Source organism: Cellulomonas sp. PSBB021 (assembly GCF_002240455.1).
Taxonomy (GTDB): domain Bacteria; phylum Actinomycetota; class Actinomycetes; order Actinomycetales; family Cellulomonadaceae; genus Cellulomonas; species Cellulomonas uda.
This window is the reverse complement of sequence record NZ_CP021430.1, coordinates 2,357,203-2,374,991: the sequence shown is the minus strand read 5'-3', so window position 1 is coordinate 2,374,991 and position 17,789 is coordinate 2,357,203. Positions and strand designations below refer to the sequence as shown.

Genomic DNA, 17,789 nt, shown 5'->3' with positions numbered 1-17,789 from the left:
GGACCCGGGGTCCCCGGATCCACGGAGGTACCCCCGTGACCGCACTGGCCGAGACCACGTCCTGTCCGACGACGGCCCCGACGTCGGCTCCGACGACCGGCACGACGACGGGCGCGACCGCGGCGACCGCTGCGCCCGCCGTTCAGCCGCTCCTGCCCGTGGTCGGGGGCAGCACCACGGTGCCGCTCGTCGACGGCACGCAGCGCGTCTACGCGAACCTCGACTACGCCGCCAGCGCACCGGCGCTCCAGGCCGTCGCCGACCGGGTCGCGGAGGTGCTGCCGCTGTACGCGTCGGTGCACCGCGGGGCGGGGTACCTCTCGCAGGTGTCGACCGCGCTGTACGAGTCCGCGCGGCAGGCGGTCGCGCGGTTCGTCGACGCGCGCGAGGACGACGTCGCGATCATCACCCGCAACACCACCGACTCGCTCAACCTGCTCGCCGGCGTCGTCCCGACCGGTGAGCGGGTGCTGGTGCTCGACCTGGAGCACCACGCGAACCTGCTCCCGTGGCTGCGCTCGAGCGACCCGCACGGCCGTCGCACGACGATCCTGCCGATCGCCGAGACCGTCGCCGCGACCCTCGAGTCGCTGCGCGCGGAGCTCACCGCGCGCGCGTACGCCCTGGTCACGGTGTCGGGCGCGTCCAACGTCACCGGTGAGGCGCTGCCGGTCGAGCGGGTCGTCGAGATTGCGCACGCCGCGGGTGCGCGGGTCGCGGTCGACGGTGCGCAGCTCGTGCCGCACCGCGGCTTCTCGCTCGCGCGCACGGGCGCCGACTACGTCGCGTTCTCGGGCCACAAGACGTACGCGCCGTTCGGTGCGGGCGCGCTCGTCGGCCGTCGCGACTGGCTCGACACGGGCACGCCGTACCTCGCAGGGGGAGGTGCGGTGCGCGACGTGCGGGCCGACCGGACCGTGTGGCAGCCGGCCCCGGCGCGCCACGAGGCCGGGTCGCCGAACGTCATCGGTGCGATCGCGCTGGCGGAGGCGTGCGACGCGCTCGCGGCGCTGCCGGCCGGGGCGCTCGTCGAGCACGAGCGGGCGTTGCGGGACCGGCTCGTCGCGGGGCTCGAGCGGGTCCCGGGTGTGCGCGTCGCGAGCATCTGGCCGGACTCGGCGGAGCCCGTGGGGGTCGTGACGTTCACGGTGGAGGACCACGACCCCGGCCTGGTCGCCGCGTACCTCGCGGCCGAGCACGGCATCGGTGTGCGTGACGGCCGGTTCTGCGCGCACCCGCTGCTGTCCCGCCTGGGGGCGAGCGGCGGTGCGATCCGCGCGTCGGTGGGGGTCGGGACGCCGAGCGAGGCCGTCGACCGGCTGGTCGCGGCGCTGCACGCGTACGTGACGGACGGGCCGCGCTCGCGGTACGCGGTCGAGGACGGCTGCTGGGCGGTCGTCGACGACACGCGTCCGCTGCTCGCGGTGCACGGCCTGGACCACCTGGCCGCGACCGCCGCGGCGGCGTGCGGTCCTGCGCTCGACTGAGCCGAGCGGCGCCGCAGAGGTCAGGGAGTCAGGACGCGCGCGGCGCGCGCGAGCATGCTCCGCACGACGTGCGGGTGCAGCGCACGCACGGGCAGCAGGTAGAGGCGGCCGCGCCGGTTGTGCAGGCGCACGTTCGTCGTGACCGCGACGAGGCCCGCGCGGGAGTCGACGGCGACGGCCGCGGCGACGCCCGGGACCGCGTCGAGGCCCTGTTCACGGCCGTCGCGAGCCGGCGCCGCGACTGCGCGCGCCTGTACGTCGAGGCCGCCGCCGAGGGCGTCTCAGACGTCGTCGCACGGGTGTCCCAGCGGCGCGTCGACTACCTCGCCGACCTGCTCGTCGAGCTCGGGCAGGACCCCGACGAGGCCCGCCGCCGCTCGTCCGTCGCGCTCGCGGCCGTCGTCGGGCTCGGCCAGCTCGCGGCCGTGGGCGTGCGCCCCGACGACCCCGCCGCACTCACCGCGACCGCGCTGGCCATGACGCTCGCCTGACGCGCCCGCGCGCGGTCCGTCACCGGACGCGCAGACCCATGTGCTCGGCCAGCGCCGGCGCGAGCTCGACGAGCTGCTCGGACGTGATCGTCGCACCCGCGAGCCCCGCGACGCCGTCCAGGTGCTGCAGGTCGCGCACGCCACGCAGGTCCGCGTCGGTCAGGGTCGCGCCGGTGACGTCGAGTCGCCGCACGCGGCAGTCCTCGAGCACGAGCCGCCGTGCGCGCACCCGCGCCAGGTCGAGCTCGTCCACCACGACCCCCGTCAGCCGCACCTCCTCCAGCGTCGCGTCGCGCAGGTTGAGGTAGTCGAGCTTGCCGCCGGACACGTGCACGCGCGTCCACCGCGACCCGTACGCCTGCACCGCCCCGAGCCGGCAGTCCGTCCACCCACCGTCCTGCCACGCGGTGCTCGACAGGTCGAGCGCACTCGCCCGCACGCCCGTCCACGTGGTGTCGACGAACCGCGCGTGCGCCAGCTCCGCGTCGTCGAGCACGCAGCCGACGAACGTGCAGTCGAGGAAGCGCGCCTCGCGACCGTCCTGCCCGGACAACCGCTCGTCGGTGAACGTCAGCCCGTCGTAGTCGCCTCCGGCGTCCAGCAGCATGGGCCCACCCTGCCACCCGCGGCCGTCCCCGGCCGTCCACGGGGCGCAAAGGGCTCGAACCGCCGGTGCGCCGGATGGCACGATGCGGCCCGTGCAGCACGACCTGACGCTCGACGCCCCCGGGGTCAACCTCGTCCCGCTCGGTCCGGAGCACGCGGCGGCGCTCGTCGCGTTCGTCGACGACCGGGTCTGGCGCGGCATGACGACGCCCGTGCCCCGCACGCCCGACGACATGCTCGAGGACGTCGAGCGCGCGCTCGCGACGCCCGGGCGGTACGCGTTCGCGGTGCTCGACGCCGAGTCCGGCGCGGTGCTCGGGTCGACCTCGTTCTACGACGTCGACCTGCGCATGGGCCGGCTCGAGGTCGGGCACACGTTCTACGACCCCGCGGTGTGGGGCACGCACGTCAACCCCGCGTGCAAGCTCGCCCTGCTGACGCACGCGTTCGAGACGTGGGGCGTGCACCGCGTGGCGCTGCGCGTGGACGCGCGCAACGCGCGCTCGCTCGCGGCCGTCGCACGGCTCGGCGCGGTCGAGGAGGGGCGGCTGCGCGGTCACCGGCTCGCGCCCGACGGCTCACGCGGGGACTCCGTGTACTTCTCGGTCCTGGCCGACGAGTGGCCCGCCGCGCGGGCGCGGCTGCGCGCGCGGCTGGGACTGCTGGGCTCCGACGAGCACCTAGCGTCCGACGAGCACGCGTCCGACGAGCACGCAGCGTCCGACGAGCGTGCGGGAGCCGTCCGGGACGACGAGCGCGCGCGGCCCGGCGACGACGGCCCCGGCGAGCGGTCGCACGTCGTGCTGATCGGCGGGCGCTCCGGGGTCGGCAAGACCAGCGTGGCCCACGCGCTGCACGCGCTGCTCCGCGACGCCGACGTCCCGCACGCCGTGATCGAGGGCGACTACCTGGACCTCGCGCACCCCGCACCGCACGCCGACCGCCTGGCCGAGCGCAACCTGCGCGCGGTATGGTCCGCCTACCGCGACCTCGGCCACCGCCGCCTGGTCTACACGAACACCGTGAGCCCGCAGTACGCCGACGACCTGGCCGCCGCGATGGGCGACTCCCCGCGCGTCACCGCCGTGCTGCTCACGGCCGACGACGACACCGCGCGCGAGCGGCTCGCGCAGCGCGAGCACGGCGCCGAGCTCGCCGCGCACGTCGCGCGCAGCGACGCGGCGGCCCGCGCGCTCGAGCGTGGCTGCCCCCCGTCGGTGCACCGTGTCGGCACCGCGGGCCGCACTCCCGACGAGGTGGCCCGCGGCATCGCCGCCCTCGCAGGCTGGCTCCTCACCTGACCCCCCCACCTGACCCACCCGACCCCTCAGACCCCCGAGCGCCGCGCCGCACAGCCCGTCCGCACCCCGTCGTGCGCGCCGAGCTCCGCGACCCCGCGCTTCCTCCGGCTCCGGTAGCGAATACCCGGAGCAACGACGGTCTCGCGGCTGGATGGCCTGTCGACCCGCGGCCGGATGGCCGGTCGACCCCGGCTGGATGGTCGATCGAGCCCGCGGCTGGATGGTCGACGAGGCCGGGGTTGCTCCGGCTCTCGTCGCGCATACCCGGAGCAACGGCGGGGTCGCGGCTGGACGGTCGGTCGACCCGCGCGGGGGAGGGCCGTTCGGGCCTGCGGTTGGGTGGGTGACGAGGCCGGGGTTGCTCCGGGTCACGTCGCGCATACCCGGAGCAACGGCGGGGTCGCGGCTGGATGGTCGGTCGACCCGCGCGGGGGAGGGCCGTTCGGGCCTGCGGTTGGGTGGGTGACGAGGCCGGGGTTGCTCCGGGGTCTCGTCACGGATAGCCGGAGCAACGGCGGGGTCGCGGCTGGATGGTCGGTCGACCCGCGCGGCGGATCGTCGACCGACTCCGCGGCTGGATGGTCGACGAGCCCGGGGTTGCTCCGGGTCTTGTCGCGGATAGCCGGAGTAACGGCGGGGTCGCGGGTGGAGGGGCGGTCGACCACGCGGCGGATGGTCGGTCCGGCCTGCGGTTGGGTGGGGTCAGGGGAGGGGGGCGACCGAGGCGAGGGCGTGGGGCTGGCCCGAGCGCGGGTGCCACGCCGCGAGGTCGAACCCACCGCCAGGGCGGTGGCGCACGGAGGTCGCGACGGTCGCGGGCAGCAGCACCGGCTTGACGAAGTCGACCGACCAGACGAACGCGTCGCCCCGACCCCGGCCCGCGTCGGCGAGCAGACGCGCGGCGGTGTACATCCCGTGCGCGATGGTCCGCGGGAAGCCGAACGCCTTGGCCGTGAGCGCGCTGAGGTGGATCGGGTTGCGGTCGCCCGAGACGGCGGCGTACCGGCGGCCCGTGTCGGCCGCGAGCCGCCACTGACCGGTGGGGAGCGGGGGTTCGAACGGTGCGCGCTCGTCGTCGGACACGCGCTCGTCGGACACGCGCTCGTCGGACGGCAGGTGCACGCCCTTGGCGAGGTACGTCGAGACGCCGCGCCAGACGACCTCGTCGTCGACGGCGGCCTCGACCACCAGGTCGACCTGCGTGCCCGTGCGGTGGGGCCGCAGCCGGTCCGCGGACGCGGTGACGTCGAGCGTCTCGTCGTAGCCGACGGCGCGACGCTGCTCGACGAGGTTCGCGAGGTGCACCATCCCGAGCATCGGCAGCGGGAAGTCGGTGCGCGCCATGAGCGCGATGGCGAGGGGGAACCCGAGCACGTGCACGAGCCCGGGCGGCAGGGTGTCGCTCGCCTCCTCGCCGACGAGCCGCTGGTAGGCCGCCAGGCGATCGAGCGAGGCGCGCACGCCCCGGACCCGGTAGGCGGTGGTGGGCAGCTCGACGGGCGCCGAGCCGGAGCGCCGGGCGAGCGCGAGGCGGCCGGTGGACGCCGCGCCGCGCGCGTACAGCCCACCCAGCCCGGGGACGGCGGGCAGGTCGACGAGCGTCACGCGCCCACCACGTTCTGCCCGCACACCCGCAGCGTGCGCCCGACCACCCCGCCGGCCTGCGGCGACGCGAGGAACGACACCGCCTCGGCGACGTCGACCGGGAGGCCGCCCTGCTGCAGCGAGTTCAGCTGCCGCGCGACCTGCCGTGTCACGGCGGGCATCCGCGCGGTCATCTCGGTCTCGATGAAGCCGGGCGCGACGGCGTTCGCGGTGCCGCCGAACGGCTCGAGCAGCGGCGCGGTGGCGCGGACCATGCCGATCACGCCGCCCTTGGTGGCCGCGTAGTTGGCCTGGCCGCGGTTGCCCGCGAGGCCGGTGGTCGACGAGATCGAGACGATGCGCGGCGCGTCGGTGAAGTCGCCGGACGTGAGCAGCGCCTCGTTGATCGCGAGCTGCGCGGCGATGTTCACGGCGATCACCGAGTCCCACTGCGCCTCGGTCATGTTGGCGAACAGCTTGTCGCGCGTGATGCCGGCGTTGTGCACGACGACGTCGAGGTGCCCGTGCCGTGCGAGCGCGTGCTCGAGGATCGTGGCGCCCGCGTCGGGGGCGGTGATGTCGAGCTGGAGCGCGGTGCCGCGGACCTCGTTGGCGACCGCGGCGAGCTGCTCACCCGCGGCGGGCACGTCGACCGCGACGACGGTCGCGCCGTCCCGGGCGAGCGTGCGCGCGATCGCCGCGCCGATGCCGCGCGCGGCGCCCGTGACGACCGCGACGCGGCCGGCGAGCGGGGCGTCCCAGTCGGCGGGCAGGGCGCCCGCGGTGGAGTCGACCGCGAGGAGCTGGCCGTGCACGAAGGCGGAGCGGGTGGACAGCAGGAACCGCAGCGCGCCGACCGCGGACGCGGCGGTGACCGGGACCCCGTCACCGAGCACGATGCCGTTCGCGGTCGCGCCGCCGCGCGACTCCTTGGCGACGGTCCGCACGACGGCGTCGACGCCCTGGCGGGCCGCGGCGACCGCGGGCGCGTCGGACGCGCTCGCGGCGCGCGAGATGGTCACGACCCGGCCGCCGCGCGCGAGCTTCTTGAGGGTCGAGGCGGCCGCGAGCAGCGGCTCGTGCAGCGCGTCGGGGTGCTCGACGCCCGTGAGGACGAGGACGACCGCGGCGTACCGCTCGTCGGGCACGGGGTGGCGGTACACGTCCAGGCCCCAGCCGTCGAGCACCTCGGTGCCCGCGGAGTCGGGCGTCGCGGACGGCTGCGCGGGCGAGCCCGACAGGAGGGCCGCGACGGCGTCCGCGTCGGCGTCGGGCCCGGTGCCCGAGCCGAGCACGAGGACCTTGCCGTCGACGAGCGGCTGACCGGCCGACCAGCGGCGCAGCGGGACCGCGGGGGAGAACCCCAGCAGGCCCGACAGCTTGGCCGACAGGGTCGTCGTGATCGGGTTCGCCATGTCAGGCCGCCTCGAGGATCGCGGTGAGGCCGAGCCCGCCGGCCGCACAGATGGACACGAGCGCGCGCGGCGTGCCGCCGTCGCGCTGCTTGCGCAGGTGGAGCTCCTTGGCGATGGTCGCGACGATGCGGCCGCCGGTCGCGGCGAACGGGTGGCCGGCCGCGAGGGACGACCCGTGCACGTTGAGCCGCGCGCGGTCGACGGTTCCGAACGCGCCGTCGAGGCCCAGGCGGGTGCGGCCGAACTCGTCGGACTCCCACGCGGCGAGCGTGGCGAGCACGGTCGAGGCGAACGCCTCGTGGATCTCGACGTACTCCAGGTCCGCGAGCGTGAGCCCGTTGCGCGCCAGCAGCCGCGGCACCGCGAAGACGGGCGCCATGAGCAGGCCGTCCTCGCCGTGCACGAAGTCGACGGCCCCGGCCTCCGCGTCGACGACCGCGGCGAGCGGAGCGAGCCCGCGGGTGGCGGCCCACTCCTCGGAGCCGAGCAGCACGGTCGACGCGCCGTCGGTGAGCGGCGTGGAGTTGCCGGCGGTCATGGTCGCGGGCGCGTCGAGACGCGTGCCGAACGTGGGCTTGAGCCCCGCGAGCTTCTCGAGCGAGGTGTCCTTGCGCAGGTTCCCGTCGACCGTCTGCCCGCGGTACGGCGTGACGAGGTCGTCGAAGAACCCGGCGTCCCACGCGGCGGCGAGCCGCTGGTGCGAGGCGAGCGCGAGCTCGTCCTGCGCCTCGCGCGTGATGCCCCACTGCGCGGTCGTCAGCGCCTGGTGCTCGCCCATGGACAGGTGCGTGCGCGGCTCGCCGGTGGAGGGTGCGACGGGAGCGAGGTCCTTGGGGCGGATGCGGCCGAGCGCGGCGAGCTTCTGGCCGGCGGTCCGGGCGCGCGAGAGGTCGAGCAGCGCGCGGCGCAGGCGGTCGGTAACGACGATCGGCGCGTCCGAGGTGGAGTCCACGCCGCCCGCGATCGCGGACTCGAGCTGCCCGAGCCGGATCTTGTTCGACAGCCCGACGAGCGTCTCGAGCCCGGTCGCGCATGCCTGCTGGACGTCGTACGCGGGCGTGGTCGCGTCGAGCGACGAGCCGAGCACGGCTTCGCGCGTGAGGTTGAAGTCGCGGCTGTGCTTGAGCACGGCGCCTGCGGCGACCTCGCCGATGCGTTCGCCCTGGAGCCCGTAGCGGGCGACGAGCCCTTCGAGCGCGGCGGTGAGCATGTCCTGGTTCGAGGCGTGGGCGTAGGCGCCGCCGGAGCGGGCGAACGGGATCCGGTTGCCGCCGAGGACCAGGGCGCGGCGGGGCGCGCTCGGGGTGGCTGTGTTCTTGAGTGCCATCTGCGTGGCGCTCCTCTCGCGTCGTCGCGATCAGCGTCGGACCCGCAGGTCCAGGGACGTTCGTCCCGAAGTGGTGTCCGCAACCCACAGTACCTGATACCGTCGGTTTCGTGAGTCCGATCACACCGGGCCCGTCGACGACGACGGCCCCCAGCGCACCGGCCGGCACCCCAGGGGGCAGTGCGGCAGGGTCCTCCACGTCCGCCACACCCCCCGTCCCCTCCGTGCGCGACGTGCGGCGCGACGACCCGTTCGTCGTCGACGGCCGCTCCGCCCGCTGGGCCGACCACCGCGAGGCGCGCCGCGCCGAGCTCGTCCGCATCGCGCGCCGCACGGTCCATCACAAGGGGCCGGACGTCTCCATGGAGGAGATCGCGAACGCCGCGGGCACGTCGAAGTCGATCGTCTACCGGTACTTCTCCGACAAGACCGGGCTGCAGATCGCCGTCGCCGAGGCCGTCGTCCTGCAGATCCAGGGCGCGCTCGAGGGCGTGCTGCGCGTCGCGCCGACGCCGCGTGACGGGTTGCGCGCGATGGTCGCGGTGTACCTCGAGATGATCGAGTCCTCGCCGCACGTGTACGCGTTCGTCACGCGCGACGGCTCGGTCGAGTCCGGCGGCCCGCTCGGGCACTTCCTCGACTCCGTGACGCACCTCGTCGCGCTGCCGTTCGCGCGCGAGCTGTCCGACCACCACGACCAGCGCGGCGAGCTCGCCACGCCGAACCCCGCGCGGGACAGCGCGCCGGACACCGCGCCGGACGCCGCCACCGCGGCCCGCGACTCGCTCGCCGAGGTCTGGGCCGCCGGCGCCGTCGGCTTCGTGCGCGGCGCCGGCGAGTGGTGGATGGCCCACCGCGGCGAGCCGGGCGTGCCCGACCGCGAGACCCTCACCGCCCAGGTCGCCGCGTGGCTGTGGGCCGGCCCCGTCGGCCTGCTCGCCCGCGAGCGATTCCCGCACACCTCCACCCGCCCATGGGAGATCCGATGACCCGGGAGACCCGATGACCGCCACGACGACCGCACCCTCCGGTCCCACCACCCCGTCCCCGCAGCGCGGCACCAGCCTCGCGTCCACCGCCGAGCCGCGCGTCGACGTCGCCGCGCTGACGGAGCAGCTCCTCGGGCGGTACGCGACGCTGCGCCGGGAGGCCCGTGCCCTCACCGGCAGGCCCGAGTTCCAGAAGATCGAAGGCCTCCCGATGGCGGAGCACCGCGAGCGCGTGCTGCACCAGCTGCGCGAGCTCGCGGCGCACCACGACGTGCTGCGCGCCTTCCCCGCGCGGCTCGGCGGCGCCGACGACCACGGCGGCAGCCTCGCCCGGTTCGAGGAGCTCGTCGCCGGCGACCCGTCGCTGCAGATCAAGGCGGGCGTGCAGTGGGGGCTGTTCGCGTCCGCGATCCTGCACCTGGGCACCGAGCACCACCACGACACGTTCCTCCCGGCCGCGATGTCGGTCGACGTGCCGGGCGCGTTCGCGATGACCGAGACGGGCCACGGGTCCGACGTCGCGTCGATCGGCACCACGGCCGAGTACGACCGCGAGACGCAGGAGTTCGTCATCCACACGCCGTTCCGTGCGGCGTGGAAGGACTACCTGGGCAACGCCGCGCTGCACGGCCGCGCCGCGGTCGTGTTCGCGCAGCTCGTCACCGCGCCCGAGGGCAAGCCGCGCGTCAACCACGGCGTGCACGCGTTCTACGTGCCGATCCGCGACGAGGACGGCGCGTTCCTGCCCGGCGTCGGCGGCGAGGACGACGGGTTCAAGGGCGGCCTGAACGGCATCGACAACGGCCGCCTGCACTTCGACCACGTCCGCGTGCCGCGCACCCACCTGCTCAACCGGTACGGCGACGTCGCCGAGGACGGCACGTACACCTCACCGATCGCCAGCCCCGGCCGCCGGTTCTTCACGATGCTCGGCACCCTCGTGCAGGGCCGCGTGTCGCTCGACGGCGCCGCGGTGAACGCGTCGAAGATCGCGCTCGCCATCGCCGTGCGGTACGCGAACGAGCGTCGCCAGTTCGCCGGTGCGGGCGAGGACGAGGTCGTCCTGCTCGACTACCAGCGCCACCAGCGCCGCCTGCTGCCGCTGCTCGCCGAGACGTACGCCTCGACGTTCGCGCACGAGGAGCTGCTCGCCGCGTTCGACGAGGTGTTCTCGGGCCGCAACGACACGCCGGAGACCCGGGAGGACCTCGAGACCCTCGCGGCGGCCCTCAAGTCGACGTCCACGTGGCTCGCGATGCGCACCGTGCAGGAGTGTCGCGAGGCGTGCGGCGGCGCCGGCTACCTCGCGGAGAACCGGCTCGTCGGCCTGCACCAGGACCTGGACGTGTACGTGACGTTCGAGGGCGACAACACCGTCCTGTCGCAGCTCGTCGGCAAGCGGCTCCTCGGCGACTTCGCGAAGGCGCTCAAGGCCGGCGGCGCGGGTGACGTCGCGCGGCTCGTCGCCGACAAGGCCGTGCACCGCACGCTGCTCGTGCGCGCCGCGCAGACCATCGCCGACGTGGGCGACGCGCGTCGCTCCGCCGGTCAGCTGCGCGACGAGGAGACGCAGCGCGAGCTGCTCACCGAGCGCGTCGAGGTCATGGTGGCGGAGCTCGCCACCGCGCTGCGCCCCGCGACGAAGCTGCCGCCCGCCGAGGCCGCCGCGCTCGTCAACTCCCACCAGCACGAGCTGATCGAGGCCGCGCGCGCCCACGCCGAGCGCGTGCAGTGGGAGGCGTTCACGCGCGGCGTGCACGCCGCCACCGACCCGGGCACCCGGCAGGTGCTCACGTGGCTGCGCGACCTGTTCGGCCTCACGCTCGTCGAGCGCCACCTCGCGTGGTACCTCGTCAACGGTCGCCTGTCCGCCGGCCGGGCCCGCACCGTCTCGTCCTACATCGACCGGCTGCTCGTGCGCCTGCGGCCCTACGCGCAGGACCTCGTCGACGGGTTCGGCTTCGCGCCCGAGCAGCTGCGCGCCCCCATCGCCTCGGGTGCCGAGAAGGAGCGGCAGGACGAGGCGCGCGCGTACTTCCGGACCGAGCGCGCCGCGGGGCGGCTCGCCGTGCCCGAGAAGCACGTGCGCTGACCCCTGCGACCTCGGCCGCCCTCGTCCCACCTCACCCGGGGGAGGCGGGGGCGGCCGCGGTCTGCTGGTCACGTCGGGCGACGACGCGAGCGTGCTCGCCGACAGGTCGTCCGTCGTCCTGTGCGTCGTGATCCTGCTGCTCGTCGCGCTCGGCATCCACCTGGGGCGCGACGCGCGCCTCAACTGGTGGAACGTGCGGCACCCCGTCCTCGCTCGTGCGCAGGGTCGCCTTGCACGTGCGGCGTCGCGGTCGGTCCCGTCATCGCCGGGCCGGCCCGGCGCCGGTCAGGTGGGGTTGCAGCGCGTCGCCACCAGCTCGAGCGCCGAGACCCGCGGACGCCACGGCTCGATGTTCCACACGTCCTTGCGCCGCGCCCCGCGCTGGTGGCACGCGAGCTGGTCCAGCATCGTCGGCGCCCCCGCCTCGGGCGCGGCCGCGACGACCTGCGCGGGCACCAGCGCGTCGGCCGCGAGCCCGCCGCCGCGCGCCCAGTCCGCGGGCGTCACCGCGAGTGACCGCCCGCCCTCCCGTTCGCCCCACGCCACGTCGAGCACCGCGCGCGCCGTGAACCACACGCTGGTCGGCTCGTCCCCCGCGCGCAGCACCGCGACGTCGCTGCGAGCGCCGCCCACCTCGGTGCGGGCGAGCGTGCGCAGCCGCCCGTCCGGCTGCGCGCGGACGCCCGCGACGGGCACCTCGCCGCGCAGGACGAGCGCGGTCCCGTCCGGGAGCACGTCCAGCCGCCAGGGTGCGGGTGCGACGACGACGACGGCGCCCGTGCCCGCCGCGAGCGGGACCCGCACCGAGCCGTCGTCGAGCAGGCGGGCCGGGGCGTCGGCGAGCACGCGCAGCGCGACCGGGCCGGTCGACGGACCGGACGAGCGGACGGTCACACCGTCGCGGAGCGCGCGGGCGAGGAGCGCGGCGTCCGCCGCCGACGTACCGGCTGTGCTCAGGGGGTCCGCCGTGCTCGTGGGGCCGACCGTGCTCGTGTCACCGGGTGTGCGCGTGGGAGCGGGCGTCGCGGTCGGTCCGACCGTCGGCGAGGGTGCGCTCGTCGTCGGCGCGCCGTCGTCCGACGCCCATGGCCCACAGGCGCCGACCAGGGCGAGGACCAGCGCGGCGAGCGTGACGGCGCTCGTGCGTCGGGTCGCTGCGGTGGGCACGCGCCGAACCTAGCGCGCGCATGCCGGAGCCCGGCGGGCCGAGCGTGCGGCTCGTGCCCGCCGGGCCCGCGCCCGGCCGCTCAGGGGGAGGGGGTGCGGCCGGACGTCGGCGCCGACGGGCCGGGGCCCGCACCCGGAGGCGCGGTCACCGGCCCGTCGGTCGCGTCAGCGACGGTGCGCGGGGCGGTACCCCTTGCGGGCGCGGACGGCGAGGAGTCCCGCACCGGCGGCGAGTGCGCCGAGCCCGGCGGCGAGGCCGGGGACGAGCGAGTCGGAACCCGTGCTCGCGAGCGGCGGGGTGTCGTCGGGGTTCTCGTCGGCGAGCACCGCGGACGGGTAGCTCGGCGTCGGGCTCGGTCCGGCGACGACGACCTCCTCGTCGTCACCCGGCGCGACGGGGCTCGACAGCGAGGGGACCGGGGTCGGGGTGACGTCGTCCGACGGCGGGGTCGACTCGCCGGGCGTGGGGGCCGGCGTCGTCTCGTCCGCGGTGGGCGTCGGCGTCGGCGCCTCGACCGAGGGCTCCGGGCTGGGCAGCGGCTCCTCGACGGGCGGGAGCGGCGGGACGGTCGGGCCCGGGGTGGGCTCCTCGACCGGCGGCGTCGGCGTCACGGTCGGCTTCGGCGTCGGGGTCGGACGCGGCGGGTAGGTCGGGTACGACGTCGGCTGCGGCGAGGGGGACGGCTGCGGCGGGGAGCTCGGCTGCGGGGTGGGGCGGCACGTCGTCGAGCAGACCGGCTTCTGGCCGCCCTCACCGAAGTGCTCCTCGTACTTGCTCACCTGGACCCAGGTGATGCAGGAGTTCGCGGGGATGCCGACCGTGTCCCAGCGCACCGCGCTCTTGCCGATCAGGCCGCCGGTCGAGCGCGTGCCCTCGATGTGCAGGTTGGCCGAGCCGGTGCGTCCGTGGTGCGTGTACTGCACGTTCACGTGGTCGTGGTTCGCGAACGTGTCGCCCGGTGCCAGCGTCAGGCCCTCGGCGGTCACGGCGTAGGGCACGGGGCCGTCCGACGTGCCCGCCCACGCGCCCGATGACGACGCGACGAGGAGCAGACCGGTGACGATCGGGAGGGCTGTGGCGGCAGCGGCACGGGGGAGCATCGGACCTCGGCTCGGGAGAGTGCGTCGAAAACGGTCGAATCGGACATCCGACCAAGCCGAGACAGTAGGGGTGATCAGGCATAACGCACAATTCCCCCATCGGCGTGTCGCGCGCGGCGCGCCGGGGTGTGCGCACGTGTCACCCGTTGAGCGCACGCCGGGCTCGCCCGTCCGGGCGAGCGTCACCTGGACGCACGTCCGACGAGCCTGCGCCGCGCGGGGCCGGGAGGGCTCCGCGCCGGGGAGTGGACGCGCGTCGGACGGCCCCGTGGGCGTCGGTATCCTGTCGCCGTCCGCCGACGACGGCCGTGTCCCCGCGGGCCGGCCGGCACGGCCCGGAACTCGCCCAAGGGAACCGATGACCTCCGCACCCGCGCGCAGCGACCAGCACTACGACACCGTCGAGGACGCCGCGGCGACTCCCGACCTCGCCCAGCCCTACGCCGAGCTCGGTCTCAAGCCCGACGAGTACCAGCGCATCCGCGACATCCTCGGCCGCCGGCCCACCGCCGCCGAGCTCGCGATGTACTCCGTCATGTGGTCCGAGCACTGCTCGTACAAGTCCTCCAAGACGCACCTGCGCCAGTTCGGCGACAAGACCACCCCGGCGATGAAGGAGCACCTGCTCGTCGGCATCGGTGAGAACGCGGGCGTCGTCGACATCGGCGACGGCTGGGCCGTGACGTTCAAGGTCGAGTCCCACAACCACCCGTCGTACGTCGAGCCGTACCAGGGCGCGGCCACGGGCGTCGGTGGCATCGTGCGCGACATCATCTCCATGGGTGCCCGCCCCGTCGCCGTGATGGACCAGCTGCGGTTCGGTGCGGTCGACCACCCGGACACGGCCCGCGTCGTGCACGGCGTGGTCGCGGGCGTCGGCGGCTACGGCAACTCGCTCGGCCTGCCGAACATCGGCGGCGAGCTCGTGTTCGACGCCTCGTACCAGGGCAACCCGCTCGTCAACGCCCTGTGCCTGGGCGTGCTGCGGCACGAGGACATCCACCTCGCGAACGCGTCCGGCGCGGGTAACAAGGTCGTCCTGTTCGGCGCGCGCACGGGTGGCGACGGCATCGGCGGGGCCTCGATCCTCGCGAGCGAGACGTTCGACGACACCAAGCCGTCCAAGCGGCCGTCGGTGCAGGTCGGCGACCCGTTCATGGAGAAGGTGCTCATCGAGTGCTGCCTCGAGCTGTACGCCGCACGCGTCGTCGAGGGCATCCAGGACCTGGGCGCGGCCGGCATCTCGTGCGCGACGAGCGAGCTCGCCTCGAACGGCGACGGCGGCATGCACGTCGACCTCGAGAACGTCCTGCTGCGCGACCCCACCCTGACGGCCGGCGAGATCCTGATGTCGGAGTCGCAGGAGCGCATGATGGCGGTCGTCACCCCCGCCAAGCTCGAGGAGTTCCTCGCGATCACGCGCAAGTGGGACGTCGAGACCGCGATCATCGGCGAGGTCACCGGCTCGGGCCGGCTCACGATCGACCACCACGGGCACCGCATCGTCGACGTCGACCCCAAGACGGTCGCGCACGACGGCCCGGTCTACGACCGCCCGTACGCGCGTCCCGCGTGGCAGGACGGGCTGAACGCCGACACGTCCGCGTCGCTCGCGCGTCCGACGAGCCCCGACGAGCTGCGCGCGACCGCGCTGCGCCTGCTCGGCTCGCCGAACCTCGCGTCCAAGGAGTGGGTCACCAAGCAGTACGACCGCTTCGTGCAGGGCAACACCGCCCTCGCGCAGCCCGACGACTCGGGCGTGGTCCGGGTCGACGAGGAGAGCGGCCTGGGTGTCGCGCTCGCGACCGACGCGAACGGCCGCTACGGCAAGCTCGACCCGTACACGGGTGCGCAGCTCGCGCTCGCGGAGGCGTACCGCAACGTCGCGACGACGGGCGCGCGCCCGCTCGCGGTGACCGACTGCCTCAACTTCGGCAGCCCCGAGCACCCCGGCTCGATGTGGCAGCTCGTCGAGGCGATCCGCGGCCTGGCCGACGCGTGCCAGACGCTCGAGGTCCCCGTCACGGGCGGCAACGTCTCGCTCTACAACGGCACGGGCGAGCCCGGGAAGATCGACTCGGCCATCCACCCGACGCCCGTCGTCGGTGTGCTGGGCGTGCTCGACGACGTCGCGTCCGCGGTGCCGTCCGGCTGGACCGCGCCGGGCGTCTCGGTCTACCTGCTCGGCACCACGCGCGCCGAGCTCGACGGGTCCGCGTGGGCGGACGTCGAGCACGGTCATCTGGGCGGCGTGCCGCCGCGGGTCGACCTGGCCGCCGAGCGTGCGCTGGCCGCGGTGCTGCAGCACGCCGCGCGCGACGGCCTCGTCGACGCGGCGCACGACCTGTCCGAGGGCGGCCTGGTCCAGGCGCTCCTCGAGTCGTCGCTGCGGTTCGGCGTGGGTGTGCGCGTGTCCCTCGACGCGCTGTGCGAGCGGGACGGCCTCACGCCGTTCGAGGCGCTGTTCTCCGAGTCCACGGCACGCGCGCTCGTCGCGGTGCCGCGCTCGGAGGAGGTGCGCTTCGCGGACCTGTGCGTCGCGCGCGGCGTCCCCGCGCTCAAGCTCGGTCAGACCGCGGACGTCGCGTCCGACGACGAGGAGGCCGGTCCGGCCGTCGAGGTCGAGGGCCTGTTCGCGATCCCGCTGGCCGAGGCCCGCGAGGTGTTCGAGGCCACCCTCCCGCGCCACTTCGGCTGACCCCGCACCACCCCGGAGCCCCCGCACCCATCCGGCGCGGGGGCTTCGTCGTCCCCGACACCCAGCCCCCCGCACCCGACACCCGATACCCGACCGCCCCACCCCGCCGACCTCGCGCTTCCTCCGGCTCGGCCCCTCCAGAGCCGGAGCAACGACGGGGTCAGCGGAGGGGGCCTCGGTTGAGACCGCGCTTGCTCCGGCTCAGCTCCTTCGGACCCGGAGGAACCGCGGGGTCGGCGGGCGGGGGCGTGGGCGAGGTGGGGCAGCGGGGGCTCACACGGGGAACGAGATGGTCCAGATCGTGGGATCGGGATGAGTGGTCGTTGACACCGGCTCCCCGGCCGGCAGCGCGGTCCAGCCGCCGGCCGCGAACCGGTCGATGCCGCTCGTCGCGAACCTGGCCGAGACGTCGTCCTGGTGGTCGGCGAGGAAGCTGAGGGCGAGGGTCGTCGCACGCGAGACCGCGGGCCACGAGGACGACGAGGACGCGAGCGAGAACGCGAGCAGCGGCGGCTCGGCGGAGACCGAGATGACGGACGTCGCGGTGAACCCGACGGGTCGGCCGTCCGCGTCGCGCAGCGTCACGACGACGACGCCCGCGGGGTGGCCGCGGAACACGGCCTTGTACTCGTCGGGTGACAGGCGCGACTCGTGCGGCGCGTCGGTGTGCGGGCGGGCGACCGGCTCGGCGGTCATCGGGCTGCCTCCGCGAGGTCGAGGTCCGCGGCCGGCTGACCGACGGCGCGGCGCAGCGCGCCGCCGCCGCGCGCGAGCCAGGCTGCCACGGCGCGGTCGAGGCCGGTCGGGTCGGCGAGGTCGGCCTCGGTGACCGTGAGGGCGCGGGTCGGGACGACCGCGCCGAGCTCGACGAGCACGGGCCGCAGGTGGACCTCGCCGACGAGCGCGTGCGCCGGGTTGCCGGACACGACGAGGGGCACGACGACGACGCCGGCGAGCCCGTCAGGCCCGTACAGGTCGAGGAACGACTTCAGCAGGCCCGTGTAGGAGGCCTTGTGGACCGGGGTCGCGATCACCGCGACATCGGAGTCCGCCAGCGCGCCGAGCGCGGCGTCGACCTGGGGTCGCTGCCCGGCGAAGAGCTCGCCGGCGACGGTCACCAGGTCGACCGTGGTGGTGACCGTCCCGCCGACGTGGGCGGCGACGGCAAGCGCCGCGGCCCGGGCGGCCGCCAGGGTGCGCGATCCCTCGCGCGGGTTGCCCGCGACCACCACGACGGTGGGCTCGGGGTGGGTGTCAGGTGCGTGCGTGCTCATGGTCCCTCGCAATCGTTCCGTCACGTTTGCCGGCCCGTGGGCCGGCCAGGTCGTCCCCCGGAGCACCCCGCGCGTGACCGGGGTTGCCGACCAGCGAGCCGGGGCTTGGCGCTGGTTCTCGTGACCTCGGGAGGGGTATAGCAGCGGGTGCGAAAAGGGATACCAGATTGGTCGGAAATCTCGTCTGGTGGACGTCGCGGGGCCCCGCGCGCCAGCGGCACGCCGACCGCGGGGCGACGAGCGCCGCGCCGCGCAGC

Annotated in this window: 15 protein-coding genes and 1 riboswitch; of the genes, 6 read left to right on the top strand and 9 right to left on the bottom strand. The window is 75.3% G+C overall.

What is annotated here, in order from left to right:
• Positions 1 to 35 precede the first annotated feature (35 nt).
• On the top strand, positions 36 to 1,487 hold the full coding sequence (locus tag CBP52_RS10845) for an aminotransferase class V-fold PLP-dependent enzyme (protein WP_369826213.1): 1,452 nt from the start codon (positions 36 to 38) through the stop codon (positions 1,485 to 1,487).
• Positions 1,488 to 1,507: 20 nt separating this feature from the next.
• On the opposite strand, the gene CBP52_RS10840 is transcribed toward CBP52_RS10845, so the two are convergent.
• Complete coding sequence (locus CBP52_RS10840; protein ID WP_094180953.1) at positions 1,508 to 1,618, bottom strand: hypothetical protein; 111 nt, start codon at positions 1,616 to 1,618, stop codon at positions 1,508 to 1,510.
• Here CBP52_RS10840 and CBP52_RS17595 point away from each other — a divergent pair.
• Positions 1,607 to 1,978 carry a hypothetical protein gene (locus tag CBP52_RS17595; protein WP_157732579.1) on the top strand — a complete coding sequence of 124 codons (372 nt, stop codon included), beginning with the start codon at positions 1,607 to 1,609 and terminating at the stop codon, positions 1,976 to 1,978. The genes CBP52_RS10840 and CBP52_RS17595 overlap by 12 nt on opposite strands.
• A 19-nt stretch (positions 1,979 to 1,997) precedes the next feature.
• On the opposite strand, the gene CBP52_RS10830 is transcribed toward CBP52_RS17595, so the two are convergent.
• Positions 1,998 to 2,585, bottom strand: a complete 588-nt coding sequence (locus CBP52_RS10830) for a pentapeptide repeat-containing protein (RefSeq protein WP_094180951.1) — start codon at positions 2,583 to 2,585, stop codon at positions 1,998 to 2,000.
• Positions 2,586 to 2,676: 91 nt separating this feature from the next.
• On the opposite strand from CBP52_RS10830, the gene CBP52_RS18255 reads away from it, so the two are divergent.
• The gene (locus tag CBP52_RS18255; protein WP_232514448.1) at positions 2,677 to 3,885 is read left to right on the top strand and encodes a GNAT family N-acetyltransferase; all 1,209 of its coding nucleotides are present in this window, start codon (positions 2,677 to 2,679) and stop codon (positions 3,883 to 3,885) included.
• Positions 3,886 to 4,587: 702 nt separating this feature from the next.
• On the opposite strand, the gene CBP52_RS10815 is transcribed toward CBP52_RS18255, so the two are convergent.
• Genes CBP52_RS10815 through CBP52_RS10805 form a run of 3 tightly spaced genes read right to left on the bottom strand, consistent with a single transcriptional unit; the run spans position 4,588 to position 8,211 of the window.
• Positions 4,588 to 5,490, bottom strand: coding sequence for a MaoC/PaaZ C-terminal domain-containing protein (locus CBP52_RS10815; protein WP_094180950.1), 903 nt, complete (start codon positions 5,488 to 5,490; stop codon positions 4,588 to 4,590).
• On the bottom strand, positions 5,487 to 6,884 hold the full coding sequence (locus CBP52_RS10810) for a 3-oxoacyl-ACP reductase (protein WP_094180949.1): 1,398 nt from the start codon (positions 6,882 to 6,884) through the stop codon (positions 5,487 to 5,489). The genes CBP52_RS10815 and CBP52_RS10810 overlap by 4 nt, the downstream gene beginning before the upstream one ends.
• Position 6,885: 1 nt before the next feature.
• Positions 6,886 to 8,211, bottom strand: a complete 1,326-nt coding sequence (locus CBP52_RS10805) for an acetyl-CoA C-acetyltransferase (RefSeq protein ID WP_094180948.1) — start codon at positions 8,209 to 8,211, stop codon at positions 6,886 to 6,888.
• Between the two features lie 224 nt (positions 8,212 to 8,435).
• Here CBP52_RS10805 and CBP52_RS10800 point away from each other — a divergent pair, with 224 nt between their 5' ends.
• Together CBP52_RS10800 and CBP52_RS10795 are read left to right on the top strand one after the other, a co-directional pair.
• Positions 8,436 to 9,200, top strand: coding sequence for a TetR/AcrR family transcriptional regulator (locus CBP52_RS10800; protein ID WP_232514447.1), 765 nt, complete (start codon positions 8,436 to 8,438; stop codon positions 9,198 to 9,200).
• Between the two features lie 13 nt (positions 9,201 to 9,213).
• Entirely contained in the window at positions 9,214 to 11,292 is a 2,079-nt protein-coding gene (locus tag CBP52_RS10795) for an acyl-CoA dehydrogenase (protein WP_094180946.1), read from the top strand.
• Between the two features lie 285 nt (positions 11,293 to 11,577).
• Here the strand turns inward: CBP52_RS10795 and CBP52_RS10790 are convergent, their stop codons facing one another.
• Both CBP52_RS10790 and CBP52_RS10785 read right to left on the bottom strand, forming a co-directional pair.
• The gene (locus CBP52_RS10790) at positions 11,578 to 12,459 is read right to left on the bottom strand and encodes a DUF2599 domain-containing protein (protein WP_094180945.1); all 882 of its coding nucleotides are present in this window, start codon (positions 12,457 to 12,459) and stop codon (positions 11,578 to 11,580) included.
• A gap of 165 nt (positions 12,460 to 12,624) precedes the next feature.
• Positions 12,625 to 13,560 (bottom strand): LPXTG cell wall anchor domain-containing protein, encoded by a 936-nt coding sequence (locus CBP52_RS10785; RefSeq protein WP_094180944.1) that lies wholly within the window; start codon positions 13,558 to 13,560, stop codon positions 12,625 to 12,627.
• A gap of 358 nt (positions 13,561 to 13,918) precedes the next feature.
• On the opposite strand from CBP52_RS10785, the gene purL reads away from it, so the two are divergent.
• Positions 13,919 to 16,258: a phosphoribosylformylglycinamidine synthase subunit PurL gene (gene purL, locus CBP52_RS10780; RefSeq protein WP_094180943.1), complete on the top strand. Its 2,340-nt coding sequence runs from the start codon at positions 13,919 to 13,921 to the stop codon at positions 16,256 to 16,258.
• Between the two features lie 273 nt (positions 16,259 to 16,531).
• Here purL and CBP52_RS10775 read toward each other — a convergent pair whose 3' ends face one another.
• Both CBP52_RS10775 and CBP52_RS10770 read right to left on the bottom strand, forming a co-directional pair.
• A complete protein-coding gene (locus CBP52_RS10775; protein ID WP_094180942.1) occupies positions 16,532 to 16,954 on the bottom strand; it encodes a flavin reductase family protein in 423 nt (140 codons plus the stop codon).
• Positions 16,951 to 17,532 (bottom strand): NADPH-dependent FMN reductase, encoded by a 582-nt coding sequence (locus tag CBP52_RS10770; protein WP_094180941.1) that lies wholly within the window; start codon positions 17,530 to 17,532, stop codon positions 16,951 to 16,953. Before CBP52_RS10770 ends, CBP52_RS10775 begins: the two co-directional genes overlap by 4 nt.
• Before the next feature lie 17 nt (positions 17,533 to 17,549).
• A riboswitch (SAM riboswitch) is annotated at positions 17,550 to 17,658 on the bottom strand.
• Positions 17,659 to 17,789: the final 131 nt, after the last annotated feature.